The 16,899-nt window shown below is 55.5% G+C and carries 15 protein-coding genes; 5 read left to right on the top strand and 10 right to left on the bottom strand.

Annotated elements, in window-relative coordinates:
• Positions 1 to 139 precede the first annotated feature (139 nt).
• The 4 genes from KVT28_RS13385 to KVT28_RS13370 form a co-directional block, all read right to left on the bottom strand.
• Positions 140 to 1,741: a rhodanese homology domain-containing protein gene (locus tag KVT28_RS13385; RefSeq protein WP_217548920.1), complete on the bottom strand. Its 1,602-nt coding sequence runs from the start codon at positions 1,739 to 1,741 to the stop codon at positions 140 to 142.
• The gene (locus tag KVT28_RS13380; protein WP_101763589.1) at positions 1,734 to 2,324 is read right to left on the bottom strand and encodes a cysteine dioxygenase; all 591 of its coding nucleotides are present in this window, start codon (positions 2,322 to 2,324) and stop codon (positions 1,734 to 1,736) included. Before KVT28_RS13380 ends, KVT28_RS13385 begins: the two co-directional genes overlap by 8 nt.
• A 5-nt stretch (positions 2,325 to 2,329) precedes the next feature.
• On the bottom strand, positions 2,330 to 3,418 hold the full coding sequence (locus tag KVT28_RS13375; protein WP_217548918.1) for an LLM class flavin-dependent oxidoreductase: 1,089 nt from the start codon (positions 3,416 to 3,418) through the stop codon (positions 2,330 to 2,332).
• Between the two features lie 192 nt (positions 3,419 to 3,610).
• Positions 3,611 to 4,801, bottom strand: coding sequence for a NupC/NupG family nucleoside CNT transporter (locus KVT28_RS13370; protein ID WP_101763591.1), 1,191 nt, complete (start codon positions 4,799 to 4,801; stop codon positions 3,611 to 3,613).
• Positions 4,802 to 5,170: 369 nt separating this feature from the next.
• On the opposite strand from KVT28_RS13370, the gene KVT28_RS13365 reads away from it, so the two are divergent.
• Positions 5,171 to 6,412 (top strand): Nramp family divalent metal transporter, encoded by a 1,242-nt coding sequence (locus tag KVT28_RS13365; protein WP_008101352.1) that lies wholly within the window; start codon positions 5,171 to 5,173, stop codon positions 6,410 to 6,412.
• A gap of 45 nt (positions 6,413 to 6,457) precedes the next feature.
• On the opposite strand, the gene KVT28_RS13360 is transcribed toward KVT28_RS13365, so the two are convergent.
• Positions 6,458 to 6,814: a DUF2502 domain-containing protein gene (locus tag KVT28_RS13360; RefSeq protein ID WP_101763592.1), complete on the bottom strand. Its 357-nt coding sequence runs from the start codon at positions 6,812 to 6,814 to the stop codon at positions 6,458 to 6,460.
• A gap of 159 nt (positions 6,815 to 6,973) precedes the next feature.
• Complete coding sequence (gene mgrA, locus KVT28_RS13355; RefSeq protein ID WP_110866527.1) at positions 6,974 to 7,963, bottom strand: L-glyceraldehyde 3-phosphate reductase; 990 nt, start codon at positions 7,961 to 7,963, stop codon at positions 6,974 to 6,976.
• Positions 7,964 to 8,176: 213 nt separating this feature from the next.
• Between mgrA and KVT28_RS13350 the strand changes: the two genes are divergently transcribed.
• Complete coding sequence (locus KVT28_RS13350; RefSeq protein WP_217548916.1) at positions 8,177 to 9,829, top strand: alpha-keto acid decarboxylase family protein; 1,653 nt, start codon at positions 8,177 to 8,179, stop codon at positions 9,827 to 9,829.
• Between the two features lie 160 nt (positions 9,830 to 9,989).
• On the top strand, positions 9,990 to 10,955 hold the full coding sequence (gene glk, locus KVT28_RS13345; RefSeq protein WP_101763595.1) for a glucokinase: 966 nt from the start codon (positions 9,990 to 9,992) through the stop codon (positions 10,953 to 10,955).
• A 31-nt stretch (positions 10,956 to 10,986) separates the two neighbouring features.
• Here the strand turns inward: glk and KVT28_RS13340 are convergent, their stop codons facing one another.
• Positions 10,987 to 11,712, bottom strand: a complete 726-nt coding sequence (locus KVT28_RS13340) for a LytTR family DNA-binding domain-containing protein (RefSeq protein ID WP_217548914.1) — start codon at positions 11,710 to 11,712, stop codon at positions 10,987 to 10,989.
• A complete protein-coding gene (locus KVT28_RS13335; protein ID WP_305801709.1) occupies positions 11,709 to 13,400 on the bottom strand; it encodes a sensor histidine kinase in 1,692 nt (563 codons plus the stop codon). Before KVT28_RS13335 ends, KVT28_RS13340 begins: the two co-directional genes overlap by 4 nt.
• Before the next feature lie 269 nt (positions 13,401 to 13,669).
• Here KVT28_RS13335 and KVT28_RS13330 point away from each other — a divergent pair, with 269 nt between their 5' ends.
• Both KVT28_RS13330 and alaC read left to right on the top strand, forming a co-directional pair.
• Positions 13,670 to 14,194, top strand: a complete 525-nt coding sequence (locus KVT28_RS13330; RefSeq protein WP_101763598.1) for a GNAT family N-acetyltransferase — start codon at positions 13,670 to 13,672, stop codon at positions 14,192 to 14,194.
• A gap of 118 nt (positions 14,195 to 14,312) precedes the next feature.
• The gene (alaC, locus tag KVT28_RS13325; protein ID WP_008101332.1) at positions 14,313 to 15,551 is read left to right on the top strand and encodes an alanine transaminase; all 1,239 of its coding nucleotides are present in this window, start codon (positions 14,313 to 14,315) and stop codon (positions 15,549 to 15,551) included.
• Between the two features lie 41 nt (positions 15,552 to 15,592).
• On the opposite strand, the gene ypdK is transcribed toward alaC, so the two are convergent.
• Both ypdK and KVT28_RS13315 read right to left on the bottom strand, forming a co-directional pair.
• Positions 15,593 to 15,664 carry a membrane protein YpdK gene (gene ypdK / locus KVT28_RS13320; protein ID WP_099686956.1) on the bottom strand — a complete coding sequence of 24 codons (72 nt, stop codon included), beginning with the start codon at positions 15,662 to 15,664 and terminating at the stop codon, positions 15,593 to 15,595.
• Positions 15,665 to 15,866: 202 nt separating this feature from the next.
• Positions 15,867 to 16,895, bottom strand: coding sequence for an HlyD family secretion protein (locus KVT28_RS13315; protein ID WP_217548912.1), 1,029 nt, complete (start codon positions 16,893 to 16,895; stop codon positions 15,867 to 15,869).
• Positions 16,896 to 16,899: the final 4 nt, after the last annotated feature.

Below are 16,899 nucleotides of genomic sequence, written 5' to 3'. Positions count from 1 at the left end.
ATCTCTGTTCATTCTGAACACATTCAAAAAAATACCTTCTTAAACGCAACGCAGTAAATTGCGATTTTTGTCGTTTGAAGGGCCGCCATTTTGGCGACCTCATCACTCACGACGCAAATTATCATCAGGCCGTAACAGCCTACGGCTGCAATTGCAGCACCCGGAAACCGTGCGTGCCATCGCGATCCAGCTGCGCCACTAAACCGTATTCCCAGTCCAGATACGCCTGCATCACGCCCGCTTCAATATCGGTGCCTTCATATGGACGGCGATAGCGATCAATGGCCGGGGACAACAGTTGCTGCTCTCCCTGCTCCGTTGGCAAACCCGCTTCGCGCCAGGCAGCGTTACCGCCCTCCAGCACAAACACCGGCTTGCCGGTCAGCTCAGCCACTTGTTGCACCGCATAACCCGCTAGCAGGCTGCTGCCGCAGGTCAGAACATAGCGACGTGCCTCCGGCAACAACGCTTTGCCTTGCTGCTGCAGGGTAGAGCGCAGCAACCAGGCCGCGCCCGGAATATGGCTGTTGAGATGGTTCGCGCGCGTGGTGAAATCCAGTACCTGCGTTTGTCCTTCCTGCAACCATTCCGCTAACTGCTGCGGTGAGATGAATTCGGGTTGAGCGACGGGCGGCACCTGCGCTTTCCAGTTACCGCGTTCACTGAAATCACTGGCCTGCAGCTCCTCCAGCACCGAAACCTGCCAGCCAAGCTGCGCCAGCCAGGATGCGGTCATATTGGCGCGCACGCCGTCATCATCAATCAGCACAATACGCGCACCGCGTACACTGGCGTAATGATCGGTCTCCTGCACCAGTTGACCTCCCGGCACATGGCGGCTGCCAGGCAGATGCCCGGCGGCGTATTCGTCGGCATCACGCACATCAAACAGATAAGTGGTGCGCGTCTCCTGCTGCCAGCGTTTCAGCGTTGCGAGTGGGATACGTTCCACACCGGCGCGATCGGCGATGATGCGCGCATTGTTCGCCGCCTGATGCTGTGCGGTTTCGCTGGCCTCACCGTAGCGGCGCGACTGGCCTTTATCCAGCGCATGCCCGGCCAGCGTCCAGCCGATGGTACCATTACGCAGTGCGAACACCGGATTGCGAATCCCGGCGTTCACCAGCGATTGCGTACCAATGATACTGCGCGTGCGGCCGGCGCAGTTCACTATCACCGTGGTCTCCGGCGATGGCGCGATGTCACGCACGCGCAGCACCAGTTCACCGCCCGGCACGCTGGTGGCGCCTGGAATACTCATGGTTTGATATTCATCGAAACGACGCGCATCGAGCACCACCACGTTAGCATCGCTGTTAATCAGCTGATGCACCTCGTCCGCAGATAAAGAAGGTGTGTGATTGTGATGCTCAACCAGCTCGCCAAAGGCTTTGCTGGGTGAATTCACGTCGATAAACAGTTCGCCGCCTGCCGCTTGCCAGCCGGCCAAATCATCTGCCAGCAGCGCGACATTGCTGTAACCCAGCGCGGCAATCCGTTCGGCAGCGGTTTGCGCCAGGCCTTCGTTACCGTCATACAGCGTGATCGCGGTGGTGCGCTGCGGAATGCGGTCCAGCAGCTCAAGCTCCAGTTTTGACAGTGGAATATTCACGGCAAACAACGGATGCGCGGTGGCAAACAGCGCTTCATCGCGCACATCGACAATCGCCACTTCCTGCTGCTGACGCAGGGCTTCAATAATTTCCGCCGCCTGGCGTAAAGGGAAAACCGGTTTAGTCATGTGAAAGGTCCCAAATGTTCGGTAAGTAACGGTTGCTGTAACCGGAGATAAACGTTTTTTCACTGCCGTCTTCGCGGTAGACCGCGCGTTTGACCGCGCCAATATTGGCGCCATAAACGTGAATGCTGATGGAGACGCGGTCGTCATAGGCGTTGCTGACGCGATGAATATCGCCTACCGTCGGCGACACCGCCTCAACGCGGCCGGGATCGAGTCGGACTGGCGCGCCTTCCGGCTGCAATCCGTTCGGCCCCGGCTGCCAGGATTGTGAAATCTCTGCACCGCGCAGCATCCCAATCAGTCCCCATACGCGATGGTCGTGAATCGGCGTTTGCTGGCCTGGCCCCCAGACGAAACTCACCACCGAAAAGCGTTGCTGCGCATCGGCATACAACAAATATTGTTGATAGTGTTCGGGATGAGGTTGGGTAAAGGCATCGTCCAGCCAGTCGTCGTGGCGAATCAACTCGCCAAGCCACGCGCTACCACGTTGCAACACCGTGGCCTCCTCCGGCTGCGCATCCAGCAAGTTGGCAAGATTGGCGACAAAATCACGCAGGCGCTGGTGCTGATACTGGCTCATAAGCTTCAGGCGCTCCTTTTCTCGGCGGCTGAGAGCGCATCGACTTTCTCGCGCGTCAGCGGAATCAGCTCGCGACCATATTCCACCGCATCGTTAAGCGGATCGAAGCCGCGAATCAGCACGCTATGAATGCCAAGGCGATAATATTCCAGCAGTGCATCGGAAACTTGCTCCGGCGTTCCCACCAGCGCAGTGGAGTTGTAGCCGCCCTGAACCAGTTTTGCGACGCCGGTCCACAGCACTTTATCCAGACGATCGCCTTCATTGGCGGCGGCGAGTAAACGCTGCGCGCCAACGCTCTGTGGCTTCGCCTTACCAAAGGTAAAGCCACTTTCGTTAAGCTGTTTTTCAGCCGTGGCGCGGATGTGCTCCGCACGTTCCCAGGCTTCTTTTTCAGTTGTGCCAAGAATCGGCCGGAACGAGATGTTGAAGTTAATTTCGCGGCCCTGTCTGGCGGCAGCGGCACGCACGTTGCGTACCGTCTCTTCCGCGCCTTTCAGCGGCTCGCCCCACAGCGCAAACACATCGGCATGGCGTGCTGCAACATCAATCGCCTCCTGCGACGATCCGCCAAAATAGATGGGCAGTTTATTCTGCAGCGGTTTGATGGCTGAGAACGCCTGCTCGGCCTGATAAAACTGGCCTTGATGATCGTACGGCTGCGCGGATTCGAGACTCTGCTTCAATACGGTGAGGAACTCATCGCTACGCGCATAGCGCTCGGCTTTATTGAGGAAGTCACCGTCGCGGCGCTGCTCGGCATCGCTGCCGCCGCTGATGATGTGCACCGCTAAGCGACCGTCGGTGAGGTGATCAAGCGAAGCCAGCTTGCGCGCCGCTAACGTCGGCGAGACAAAGCCGGGACGATGCGCAAGCAAAAATTTCAGCGTCGAGGTGTGCGCCGCCGAGTGCGCGGTGACCAGAAAACCATCCGGCTGATCCGACCAATAGCCCACCAGAATGCGATCAAAACCGGCGTCTTCGTGCGCCCGCGCAAAACGCGCAATGTACTCTTTATCGAACAGCGGGCCGCTAGCCGGAATAATTTCGGAAGCGAGGCGGTGGCCTATCATGCCTAGGAATTGAATGCTCATGCGGTTCTCCTGAAGTGACGTCATGGAGAAAAACTACGGGCGCAGGCGGTGTGAACGGAAATTCAATATTGTGCAAAGGTTTTGCGTTTAACAGTGAAGCGGGTGATAGCGGGGGAAAAGCGGAAGCGACGCGGATTAGAACTGATGGAAATAATTAAGAACAGAAGGGCGAGCCGCAGCTCGCCCCGTATATCAGAAGGCCAACACCAGACCAGCGATAGCGGCTGACAGCACGCTCACCAGCGTTGAACCGTACAGCAGTTTCAGGCCGAAGCGTGAAACCACGTTACCTTGCTCTTCGTGCAGACCTTTAATCGCGCCTGCCACAATCCCGATTGAGGAGAAGTTAGCAAAGGAGACCAGGAACACAGAAAGAATACCTTCCGAGTGTGGCGACAGCTGACCGGCGATTTTCTGCAGATCCATCATTGCCACGAATTCGTTGGAAACCAGTTTGGTTGCCATGATGCTGCCTACTTGCAGCGCTTCGTGTGAAGGAACACCCATCACCCACGCAAATGGATAGAACACATAGCCCAGCACGCCCTGGAAGCTGATGCCGAAAATCAGGTCGAACAGCGCGTTCAGACCGGTGATCAAGGCGATAAAACCAATCAGCATTGCGGCAACAATCATCGCAACTTTAAAACCGGCGAGGATGTATTCGCCCAGCATTTCGAAGAAGCTCTGGCCTTTATGCAGGTCCTGCAGTTGCAGATCTTCTTCGCTGTCCACGCGGTACGGGTTAATCAGCGACAGCACAATAAAGGTGCTGAACATGTTCAATACCAGCGCGGCCACCACATATTTTGGCTGCAGCATGGTCATGTAGGCGCCGACAATTGACATCGAAACGGTCGACATGGCAGTCGCTGCCATGGTGTACATACGGCGCTGTGACATTTTGCCAAGGATATCTTTATAGGCGATGAAGTTTTCTGACTGTCCCAAAATCAGAGAACTCACGGCGTTAAAGGATTCCAGTTTGCCCATACCGTTTACTTTGGACAGCACGGTACCAATGCCGCGAATCACCCACGGCAAGATGCGGAAATGCTGCAAAATACCGATTAACGCAGAGATGAAAATGATGGGGCAAAGCACGTTAAGGAAGAAGAAAGCGAGACCTTTTTCGCTCATATTGCCAAACACGAAGTTGGTGCCTTCGGCGGCATATTTGAGCAGATGATCAAAGAATCCTGCGAAGCCCTGCACAAAGCCGAGACCGATGGAGGAGTTCAGGAAGAACCAGGCCAGCAGAATTTCGATTACCAGAAGTTGAACGATATAACGAAGACGGATGCTTTTACGATCGTGGCTGACCAGCAAGGCCAGCACCGCTACCACCACTAGTGCTAAAAGAAAATGCAAAACATGGGACATGTCGGCTCCAAATTTGAGGAGGGTTGTATTTTGTTGCGTATTCTATGTAACGCGTTACTTAAAAACGAGATCAAAACCACATTATAAGTATTCGCTATCGCGTTTTTTCTCAGATAAGTCTGACCGCTCACAACCCTATTACAAATTCATCACAAGAAATATCCACAAAAACATTGTCTATAAAATAACCCAAGAGTAGAGTCTTTTGCGTTGCACTTGTTTTAAGCAAGAACTGACTTTACCGTAATGTATAGCAATGGCTATACTTTATAGCACCATCTATTACTACAATAACTATAACCAAATTTCATCTGCCTTGAATGACCCTTAATCTGGACAGGTCAACAAGCATTAGGACAGGGTAAAACTATGCTAGAAAGCCGCACCGCCGAGCGCGCCGCTCGCGGAGCCAGAAAGATCAAACTCGCGCTGCTGGGCCCGGCCTTTATTGCGGCGATTGGCTACATCGATCCCGGCAACTTCGCGACCAACATTCAGGCTGGCGCCGCCTATGGCTACAAGCTGTTATGGGTGGTGGTGTGGGCCAACGTCATGGCGATGCTGATCCAGCTGATGTCCGCCAAGCTGGGCATTGCTACCGGCAAAAATCTTGCAGAACACATCCGCGATCGCTTCCCGCGCCCGGCGGTGTGGTTCTATTGGGTGCAGGCGGAAATCATCGCCATGGCCACCGATCTCGCTGAATTTATCGGCGCGGCGCTCGGCTTCAAGCTATTACTTGGCATTTCCCTGCTGCAGGGTGCGGTGTTAACCGGTATCGCGACCTACCTGATTCTGATGCTGCAAAGTCGCGGGCAGAAGCCGCTGGAACTGGTGATTGGCGGTCTGCTGCTGTTTGTAGCGGCGGCTTATATTGTGGAGCTGTTTTTCTCCCAGCCTAAAGTGAGTGAGCTGGTGGTTGGCATGGCGCTGCCATCGCTGCCAACATCGGATGCGGTATTCCTCGCTGCTGGTGTGTTAGGCGCCACCATTATGCCGCACGTGATTTATCTGCACTCGGCGCTGACGCAGCACGGCAATAAAGGCAGCAAGGCGCAACGTTACAGTTCAACCAAGCTGGATGTGGCTATCGCCATGACCATCGCTGGCTTTGTGAATCTGGCGATGATGGCCACCGCCGCCGCGGCGTTTCACTTTAGCGGTCACTCCAGCATCGTCGATCTCGATCAGGCATACCTAACGCTGCAACCGCTGTTGGGTGAAGCGGCAGCAATTGTGTTTGGTTTGAGTCTGGTGGCTGCCGGTCTCTCCTCAACCGTGGTTGGCACGCTGGCGGGACAAGTGGTGATGCAGGGCTTTATCCGTTTCCACATTCCGCTGTGGTTCCGCCGCACCATCACCATGTTGCCCTCTTTTATAGTAATTTGGGCGGGCTGGGATCCCACGCGCATTCTGGTAATGAGTCAGGTGCTGTTGAGTTTTGGTATCGCGCTGGCGCTGATTCCGCTGCTCTCCTTTACCGGCAACCGCGAATTGATGGGCGATGAGATGGTGAACTCGCGTCTGATGCAGAATGCCGGGCGGCTGATTGTGGTGCTGGTGATCGCGCTCAATCTCTATTTGCTGGTCGGCGAAGCGCTCGGTTGGTAACTGCCAGAGAAAAGAAAAATCCCGCCATTGTGCGGGATTTTTTGTTTAGTGATGATGGTGATCGTGGTGACCTCGACGATCATCATGGCGATGATCGTGGCGGTGATGTTCACGACGTTCACGCTCATGCCAGCGGCGTTCGCGCTCACGTTCATAGGCGCGATGACGTTTCCACTCTTCGTGACGCCACCAGCGATGATCATTGTACTGATAACGATCGTTCCACCAGCGCGGCTCGCGCCAGCGCCCCCCGTCCCAGTAATTACCGTGACGATCGCGATCGCCGAGATGCAGCGTAACGCCCGGACCCAAATTGATGGTGGCGCTGTCGGCTTGTGCTGTGCTGATAGCCAATGGGGATAAGGTTGCCAGCAAGGCGGCAAACAAAATGGCACGTTTCATAACTTCTCCTTTTCAGTAGCTTATAACTGCCACCGTTGCGCTAGTTTGCCACATCGGACCAGGGAAGCCTTGAGAATCAGTCTGAAAACGCTGAGGTAAATCTGAAATGAGAATTTTCTGCTGCGGAAAACGCCCGACCAATGCCGGGCGGGTAAACGTTTACACTAAGATGTTGTGGATAGCGTCGATCTCATCCTGGCTTAGTTCCGGCTGGCTCAACATCTCAACCGCATCATCAATTTGCGCGGTTTTACTGGCGCCAATCAGCACCGAGGTAACACGCGCATCGCGCAGCACCCAGCTCAGCGCCATCTGCGCCAGCTTCTGGCCGCGCTGTTGGGCAATCGCCTGCAGCTGACGCACTTTTTCCATCTTCTCTTGCGTCAGCTGGTTTTCATTCAGGAACTTACTGCCGCTGGCGATGCGCGAGTCTTGTGGAATACCCTGCAAATAGCGGTCGGTTAACACGCCACCCGCCAGCGGCGAGAAGGCGATGCAACCAACGCCGTTGTCGCCCAGCACATCCAGTAAACCCTGCTCAGGCATACGTTCAAACATCGAATAACGCGGCTGGTGGATCAGGCAAGGCGTGCCGAGGTCGCGCAGAATCGCAATCGCTTCGGCAGCTTTGTCTGCCGGATAGTTGGAGATGGCGGCATACAGCGCTTTGCCCTGACGCACCACCTGATCCAGCGCACGCATGGTCTCTTCCAGCGGCGTTTCGGGATCGGGGCGGTGATGATAGAAGATATCAACGTACTCCAATCCCATGCGCTTCAGGCTTTGATCGAGACTGGAAATCAGATACTTGCGCGAACCCCAATCGCCGTATGGGCCGTCCCACATGGTGTAACCGGCTTTAGTTGAAATCACCAGCTCGTCACGCAGTCCCTGAAAATCCTCGCGCAGAATGCGACCAAAGTTGGATTCCGCCGATCCCGGCGGCGGGCCGTAATTATTGGCGAGATCGAAATGGGTAATGCCGCGATCAAAGGCATGGCGCAGCAGTTCACGGCTGTTATCGACGCGCGTACTGTCGCCAAAGTTATGCCACAAACCCAGTGAAATCGCCGGTAACTTCAGGCCGCTACGGCCACTGCGGCGGTATTGCATCTGTTGATAACGTTCGGGATGGGGAAAAGCACTCATGCAGCGTTCCTGTCTCATAGGGGAGAAAGTGACATCAGCATATCAGTGTATGCGTTTACACTAAGGCGAAACGCGCCGAAGATCGCAACTTACAGAATTATCTGTCGTCGTAACGAATGCTTGCCACAAATCACCACGCCACGATGATGAATATCTCGCCAATTCAGCCACATCGCTAATACTCGTGATTATCCCCTTAACAAGGAGCTGTCGATGAAAAACCCGAATGTTGGCGATTATTTACTGCACCGATTACAGCAAGCTGGCATCCGTCATCTGTTCGGCGTGCCCGGCGATTACAACCTGCAATTTCTCGACAGCGTGATTGCGCATCCCGACATTGCCTGGGTTGGCTGTGCCAATGAACTGAATGCGGCGTATGCGGCGGATGGTTACGGGCGCTGCAACGGTGCGGCGGCACTGCTGACCACCTTTGGCGTCGGCGAGCTCAGCGCTATCAACGGCATCGCCGGCAGCTATGCCGAATATGTGCCGGTGATTCATATCGTTGGCGCGCCCGCCAGTCAGGCGCAACAGCAGGGCGATTGTGTGCACCATTCGCTGGGCGACGGCGATTTTGGTCACTTCCTGCGTATGGCGCAGGAAGTAAGTGTGGCATCGGCGGTGCTGACGGCGGAAAACGCAGTGACTGAGATTGATCGCGTTATCAGCGAGGCGCTAACGCAACATCGCCCCGGCTATTTACTGCTGGCGGTGGATGTGGCGGCGGCTGAGATTTCGCTATCAGAGGAAAAAGCCACAGCCGCAGATAACCATCAGCAGGTTGCCGTGGCCTTTGCCGATGCGGCAGAACGCTTGCTGGCACCAGCACAGCGCGTGGCGCTGTTGGCCGATTTCCTGGCCTCACGCTGGCAGTTGCAGCCACAGCTTGAGGTGTTGCGCCAGCTGCGTGCGATTCCTGCCGCCACCTTGTTGATGGGCAAGGGCGTGCTGAACGAGCAGCAGCCGGGCTTCGTCGGTACGTACGCCGCGCAAGGCAGCAGCGAGGCGGTGCGTCAGGCCATCGAAGATACCGACGTTACGCTGTGCGTCGGCGTGCGGTTTACCGACACCTTAACCGCCGGCTTCACACAAAATCTGCCCGCCGAGCGCGTGATCGATCTGCAGCCGTTTCAGGCCACGGTCGCTGGCGAGGTGTTTGCGCCGTTGAGCATGCAGCAGGCGCTGGCGGCGCTGACGCCGATTTATCAGCGTCACTGCGCGCACTGGCGGCTGGCAGATGCGCCTGAGTGCGAGGAAAGTGAGCAAATTGCTGCGGCGGTAATCAGTCAGCAGGCATTCTGGCAGGCCATGCAGCGCTTCCTGCAACCCGGTGATATTATCCTTGCCGATCAAGGCACTGCGGCCTTTGGTGCGGCGGCGCTGCGTTTACCGCAGGATGCACAACTGTTGGTGCAACCGCTGTGGGGATCGATTGGCTATACTTTACCCGCCACTTTTGGTGCGCAAACCGCGCAGCCAGATCGGCGGGTCATCCTGATCATTGGCGATGGCTCTGCGCAGCTGACGATTCAGGAGTTAGGTTCGATGCTACGCGACGGCCAGCAGCCGATTATCTTCTTGATTAATAACGATGGTTATACCGTTGAGCGCGCGATTCACGGTGCTGAGCAACGTTACAATGATATCGCGCAATGGAACTGGACCGCGCTACCGCAGGCGCTGAGCCAGCACTGTGCGGCGCAAAGCTGGCGCGTCAGCGAAACGGTGCAACTCGACGCGGTGATGGAACAATTGATGCGGAATCGACGTCTGTCGCTGGTGGAAGTGGTGATGGACAAACAGGACTTGCCGCCGCTGCTACGTAAAGTCACCGCCGCACTGCATCAGCGTAATAGTGGCTAAATTTCGGAAAGTTGCCGCTGGGAAGTCGGGCAGGTGATCGGTAGGCTGTGCAGCATCTTTGAATGGATTACGCCCATCGTGCAGGTGGGCGTTGTTGTTTTATTGGCAGGCTTTTATAGTGTCCTGCAATTGTTTATGACCCAAGCGGAGCAGCAGAAGAATGACAACATACGCCCTGGTCGGCGATGTGGGCGGTACCAATGCCCGTCTCGCATTGTGTGAGGTAGAAAACGGCGCTATCTCGCAAGCCCAAACTTTCTCAACATCAGACTACGACAATCTCGAAGCGGTGATTCGCCACTATCTGGACGAGCAAAAACAGGACATTAAGCACGCCTGTATCGCTATTGCCTGTCCGATTACCGGCGATTGGGTGGAGATGACCAACCACGATTGGGCGTTCTCGACCAAAGTGATGAAAGAGCATCTGGCGCTGGAAAGCCTGGAAATCATTAATGATTTCACCGCCGTTTCCATGGCGATTCCGATGCTGAGCGAACAGGAAGTGATTCAGTTCGGCGGTAGAGCGCCGGTTGAAGGCAAGCCTATCGCGATTTATGGTGCGGGCACCGGCCTTGGCGTCAGCCATTTGGTGCACGTGGATAAGCGCTGGATCAGCTTGCCGGGCGAGGGCGGTCACGTCGACTTCGCGCCAAATAGCGAAGAAGAGGGTGAAATTCTCGAAGTGCTGCGCGCGGAGATTGGCCACGTTTCGGCGGAACGCGTGCTGTCCGGTGCCGGTTTGGTTAATCTGTATCGCGCCATCGTGAAGTCAGATGAGCGTGAGCCAGAAAACCTCAAGCCTAAAGATGTTACCGAACGCGCATTAAAAGATACCTGCATTGATTGCCGTCGCGCGCTGTCGCTGTTCTGCGTGATTATGGGCCGTTTTGGCGGCAACCTGGCGCTGAATCTGGGCACCTTCGGCGGCGTTTATATCGCGGGCGGTATTGTGCCGCGCTTCCTCGATTTCTTTAAAGCCTCCGGTTTCCGCGCGGCATTTGAAGATAAAGGTCGCTTCCGCGATTACCTGGTCGATATTCCGGTATATATGATTACTCACGATCAGCCGGGCTTACTCGGCGCCGGTGCGCACTTGCGTCAGGTGTTGGGCCGCGAGCTGTAAGCATGCAGGCGAGCGGCATCCGCCGTTCGCCTTATAATCTCATTAACTGCCTAAAGGCTTTCACCTTGCTGCGACTCACCGGCACCTGCGCATCCAAATCACGCAACTTCACCAAATAGGTATTGTTAAACCACGGCTCGATTTCACGAATCTTGCTCAGGTTGACGCAGTAAGAGCGATGGCAGCGGAAGAACTGTTGTTCCGGCAAACGGCTGCAAAACTCACTGATCACCATCGACATCACATAGGCTTCGCGCCGCGTATACACAAACGTCAACTTCTCATGCGCCTCAACGTAATAGATCTCGTTGATATCGGTGACGATAATGCGTTCATCTTTCACCAGATTGACGGTTTGTGGCGAGTTGGTGGCTGCGTTTTGTGGTTGCAACTGCTGTTGCGCGCTGGCTTCCAGCTTCTGCAGCATCGTCATGATGCGCGACTCATGATACGGCTTGAGAATGTAGTCAAACGCGTCCAGCTCAAACGCTTCAACCGCATGCTCTTTCCACGCGGTGATAAACACAATCAGCGGTTTGTGGGCAAACTGATTGATGTTTTGCGCCAGCAGCATGCCATCGAGCGAAGGAATGTTGATATCGAGGAAAATCACATCCACCCGATGGTTCTGCAGATATTTCAGCACTTCCAGCCCATCATCAAAGCAGGCCTCAACGCTGATTTGGCTGTGTTGCTGAATCATCCAGCTTAACTCTTGCTGGGCGAGAAATTCGTCTTCAACGATGATGGCTTTCACGTGGCGGTTTCCGTGGTGGGGCGCAGCGGGGCAGGCAGCCCCTGGCCATTCTTGCTAAGCGTAAAGGCGATTTCCGTGCCGGGATGATGGCGGGTGATGACCAAACCCTGGCCGGAGAGCAGCTTAACGCGATGATGCACATTCAGCAGACCAATTTTGTTGCCGGGCATCTCGTTTCGCGCCACGCGGCTCATCACATCATCGCTGATGCCATCGCCGGTATCGCGCACCGCAACGCGCACCCGATCGCCTAAATCCTTCACGCTCAGCGTCACTACGCCTTTGCCGCGACAAGGCTGAATACCGTGCACAATCGCGTTCTCTACCAGCGGCTGAATCAGCAGGCTGGGCAGCGTGAAGTGCAGATCTTCATCCACGTCATAAATCATCGACAGCTTATCGCCGAAACGCGCCTGCTCAATCGCGATGTAATCCTTCACCTGCCACAACTCTTTCTTGATATCGATAAGCTCGTCATCGTTGAGTTCGAGGTTGTAACGCAGATAACGTGACAAATTGATCACCAACTGGCGCGCGGTGTCCGGATTAAGGCGAATCGAAGAGGAAATAGCATTCAGGGCGTTAAACAGGAAATGCGGGTTAATTTTGCTCTGCAGTGCGCGCAATTCTGCCTTGTTCGCCATCTCACGCAGCTGTTCAGCCCGCGAGACTTCCAGCTGGGTGGAGATGATTTGCGACAGCCCAATCGCCATCTCTTTCAGCGACCCGGTGATGCGATGCGCTCGGCGATAATAGATTTTTAGCGTGCCTGTCACTTCCCCTTTTTCCCAAAGGGGAATAACCAGCATCGAGTGAATATCTTTGGTGCGATGTGCCTCGTCGTTGTTTTTAATAATAATTTTACCGCTGGCGATCGCCTGCGCGGTGGTCGGGCTGATGGCATCATCGCCGTTGTGATAGTTCTGCTCGCCGTAGCCGACGTAAGCGAGAATCTGTTTGTTATTGGTGATGGCGACCGCATCGGCGTGAATGTCGGTGCGGATGATATCGCACACTTTATGCAGCGACTGGCTATCAACCTGGCGAAACAGCGGCAATGTTTTGTTGGCGATCTCCAGCGCAAGCTTGGCCTGACGCGCCGCAATCGCCTCTTTTTCACCTTCGACGCTCTGCACCAGCAGCACGATTAAACCGATGCTTGATGCGCCCAAAATCATCGGCAGCGCAATCTCGGACACGATCGCCAGTCCCAGCGTCATTGGCTTGGCCCACAGCACAATCAGCAGCATGGTCAGGCTTTCGCACAACATGCCGCCAAGAATACCGGCGCGCCAGCGCTGCTCTTTATTCACCCGGCGGTTGATCACGCCCGAAGCGATGCCAGCAATGATGCTGGTGATCAGGCAAGGCACCGCCGTGACGCCATCCATATCAATCAGATAGCGATGCAAACCGGCAATCACGCCGGTGGCGATGCCTACCCACGGACCAAACAGAATGCCGCCGGACATCACTGCAATCACGCGCACATTGAGCAGCGAGCCGTCGACGTTAATGCCTGACCAGGTGCTGAACAGCGCAAACAGCGAGAATATTGCCGTCACCACCAGTTTTTCTCGCACCGAATGCTCATCTTTTTGCAACAGCTGACGAAACACCCGCGTGCGCGTGAGGAAGAACAGACAGATCAGCATCAGCGCCGCGCGGTCAAAAACCGCCAGCAGCATGTCGAAGTGGGAAGGCAAGGGCATCTCTCAGGCAAGAAACGGGAGGCTATGATAAAAAATGTGGTCACGATCCGCCAGCGCCACGGCAATCTGCAGACCTTTCTCGTAGCCGGGATCAATTTTGAGCATGCCTGGTCGCCATAAATAGCGACCTCTGCCAAAAGAGGAAAACTTGACTAACAAAAAGAGGATTAGCGAAAGCGTGCGCCGATCGCTGGTTGTCAATACGCCGGTTTGCTATGTTGCCGGATAAAAAGGGGAGATTAGCCATGCAATTACTCACGCCACGTTTGTCCCTCAGTCGGCTTCAACCTGAAGACTGGCGGATTTTCAAAGCGGTACATCAGGACCGCGCGACCATGACGTGGGTCAGTGAAATCCCGGATGAAAACGATATTCGTCAACGCTTTACTGAGCGTCTGGCGCCATGGCAGGCGAGCAGTTTTCATATGCTGTGTCTGGTGGCGCGCATCCGGGAAACCGGCGAGCCGATTGGCCTGTTTGGCTGTAGCGCCGAGTGGCATCCTTATCGTCAGGCCGAAGTGGGTTACATGCTGCGCGCGGCGTTTACCGGAATGGGTTATGGCAGTGAAGCGCTCGACGCGCTGTGCCAGTTTTTGCTACAGGCAGAATTTCATAAGCTGAAAGCGATGGTGATTGAGGGGAATTGGCCGTCGCGCCGCATTCTTGAGAAGAATGGTTTCGTACTTGAGGGTACGTTGCGGGATAATTATCTGCTAAACGGCCAATGGGTAAGCGATTGGGTGTTTGGCCGCTTGAATCCGCAACATTAAAAAAATTTCCGTCTGCTCTCGACAATCTTGTTATCAGCGCGTTATGTTCTTGGTGCGGTCACCACAGTGACCCACGTCGCTCGGACGGTCCGGGCGCTTACGTAAACCAGAGGACATCATGGCTGATAACAGCACACCCCGTCGTTTCTCGCGTATTGAACGCCTTCCCCCGTATGTTTTTAACATTACCGCTGAATTGAAGATGGCTGCGCGTCGGCGCGGCGAAGACATCATCGATTTTTCGATGGGCAATCCGGATGGCCCCACGCCGCCGCACATCGTCGAAAAACTCTGCCAGGTGGCGCAGCGCGAAGACACGCACGGTTACTCAACCTCGAAAGGTATTCCCCGTTTGCGTCGCGCGATTTCGCGCTGGTACGCAGACCGTTATCAGGTAGAGATCGATCCAGAATCGGAAGCAATAGTCACCATCGGCTCCAAAGAGGGTTTGGCGCACTTGATGCTGGCCACGCTCGACCACGGCGACACCGTGCTGGTGCCGAATCCCAGCTATCCAATTCACATTTACGGCGCGGTCATTGCCGGCGCGCAGGTGCGTTCTGTTCCGTTGGTAGCGGGCGTTGATTTCTTCAACGAGCTGGAGCGGGCGATTCGCGAAAGCTATCCCAAACCGAAAATGATGATTCTCGGCTTCCCGTCGAACCCTACAGCGCAATGCGTTGAGCTCGACTTCTTTGAGCGCGTCATCGCGCTGGCGAAGCAGTACAACGTGCTGGTCATCCACGATCTCGCCTACGCTGATATCACCTACGATGGCTGGAAAGCGCCGTCGATTATGCAGGTGCCAGGCGCGCGTGATGTGGCGGTAGAATTCTTTACCCTGTCGAAAAGCTACAACATGGCGGGCTGGCGCATCGGCTTTATGGTCGGTAACAAAGAGCTGGTCTCCGCGCTGGCGCGCATCAAAAGTTATCACGATTACGGCACCTTCACGCCACTGCAGGTCGCAGCGATTGCGGCGCTGGAAGGCGATCAACAGTGCGTGCGCGATATTGCTGAACAGTACAAACGCCGTCGTGATGTGCTGGTGAAAGGCCTGCACGAAGCGGGCTGGATGGTCGATCTGCCGAAGGCGTCGATGTACGTCTGGGCGAAAATTCCCGATCACTACGCGCATCTTGGCTCACTGGAGTTTGCCAAATTACTGATGCAGGAGGCCAAAGTGTGCGTCTCGCCGGGCATCGGTTTCGGTGATTACGGGGATACCCACGTGCGTTTCGCGCTGATTGAAAACAGCGATCGTATTCGTCAGGCGGTGCGGGGGATTAAATCGATGTTCCGTGCCGATGGCATTTTGCCGGGAACGGTGAAAGCGCTGGAAGAAGAAGAGGAATAACCATTAAGTGGGGCGACTCAGCGTCGCCCCGCCTGGCGGCTCTACAGCATCAGTACAAAAGTACCGACCCAAAGCAACAGGAAGAAAGAAATTCCCATCAAAGCGTATCTCACAAAACAACTCCTCTGAGCGGCTACCCGGCGGGCGATCCCAAACCCGCGTAACCCGAACAGAATAAGAGAAAGGTGGAGTTCATCATCGCTACACGCTTTCTTCTCAGGTCGCTCCAGGCAAGCCCGAAACAGGATCGAGGGCTAATTTACGCGGATTTGTCCCAAAAATAAATAGGCCGCTTCTGAGATATTGCTCACATTTTCAGCGGGTCTCAATCTCCGGTATCGCCGACATTCCCACGCGCAGTTTGGCCAGATCCGGCTGGTTTTCATCGAGCACAATTTTCACCGGTAAACGCTGTACCACTTTGGTGTAATTGCCGGTGGCGTTGTCCGGCGAAATGGCGGAAAAGGTCGCGCCCGTAGCTGGAGCAATGCTGTCGACGTGACCGCTAAATACCTTGCCCGGCAAGGCATCCACCTTCACGCTCACTTTCTGCCCTTGCTGCACATCCGCCAGCTGCGTTTCCAGATAATTAGCGGTGATATAGGTTTGCTGCAGCGGCACCACCGCCAGCAAACGCGTGCCTGCGCTAACGTAGGCGCCGAGGCGCACCGAACGCTGACCGACCATGCCATCCACCGGCGCCACAATCCGCGTGTAGGAAAGATTGAGCTGCGCCTGATCGACGCTGGCCTGCGCGGCAGCGACATCGGCAGCGGCCTGACGCACCGCAGCTTGTAGCACGCCAACTTGCTGGACGGCGGAAGCTAGCGCCGCTTCGCTCTGGCGGACGGTAGCCGAAGCGGATCGCTGCGTTGAGTTGGCTTTTTGCTGATCGTCTGCGGCGATGGTGCCACTTTTATACAGCTGGTTGTAACGCGCGGCGCTTTGTCCGGCGTACTGCGCTGAAGCCTGGCTCGCCGCTAACGTGGCCTTCGCCTGGTCGATAGTGGATTGCTGCTGTTCCAGCTGCGCCTGGCTACTCAAACGCTTCGCCTCGCTGACCTGCAAATTGGCCTGCGCGGTCTCTAACGCCACACGGTAATCGCGATCGTCGAGTGTCGCCAGCAGTTCGCCGGCCTTCACGCGCTGGTTGTCTTGCACGTTGACGCTGGCGATGTAGCCGGAAACTTTCGGTGCAACCAGCGTGTAATCGGCATTCACGTAGGCATCGGTGGTGCGGTGATCGTTGCCGGTCATTGATGACCAGACAAAAAAAGCCATCGCTAATAACACCAGTAATAAGGCGCTCAACAGCACCGTTCTCTTCAAAGCAAAAGCTTGCATATCA

Origin of the sequence: Pantoea sp. GbtcB22 (assembly GCF_019091025.1) — a bacterium.
In the GTDB taxonomy this organism is placed as follows: Bacteria; Pseudomonadota; Gammaproteobacteria; order Enterobacterales; family Enterobacteriaceae; genus Pantoea; species Pantoea leporis.
The sequence above is the reverse complement of the archived record's forward strand: the minus strand, read 5'-3'. Positions and strand labels throughout refer to the sequence as shown.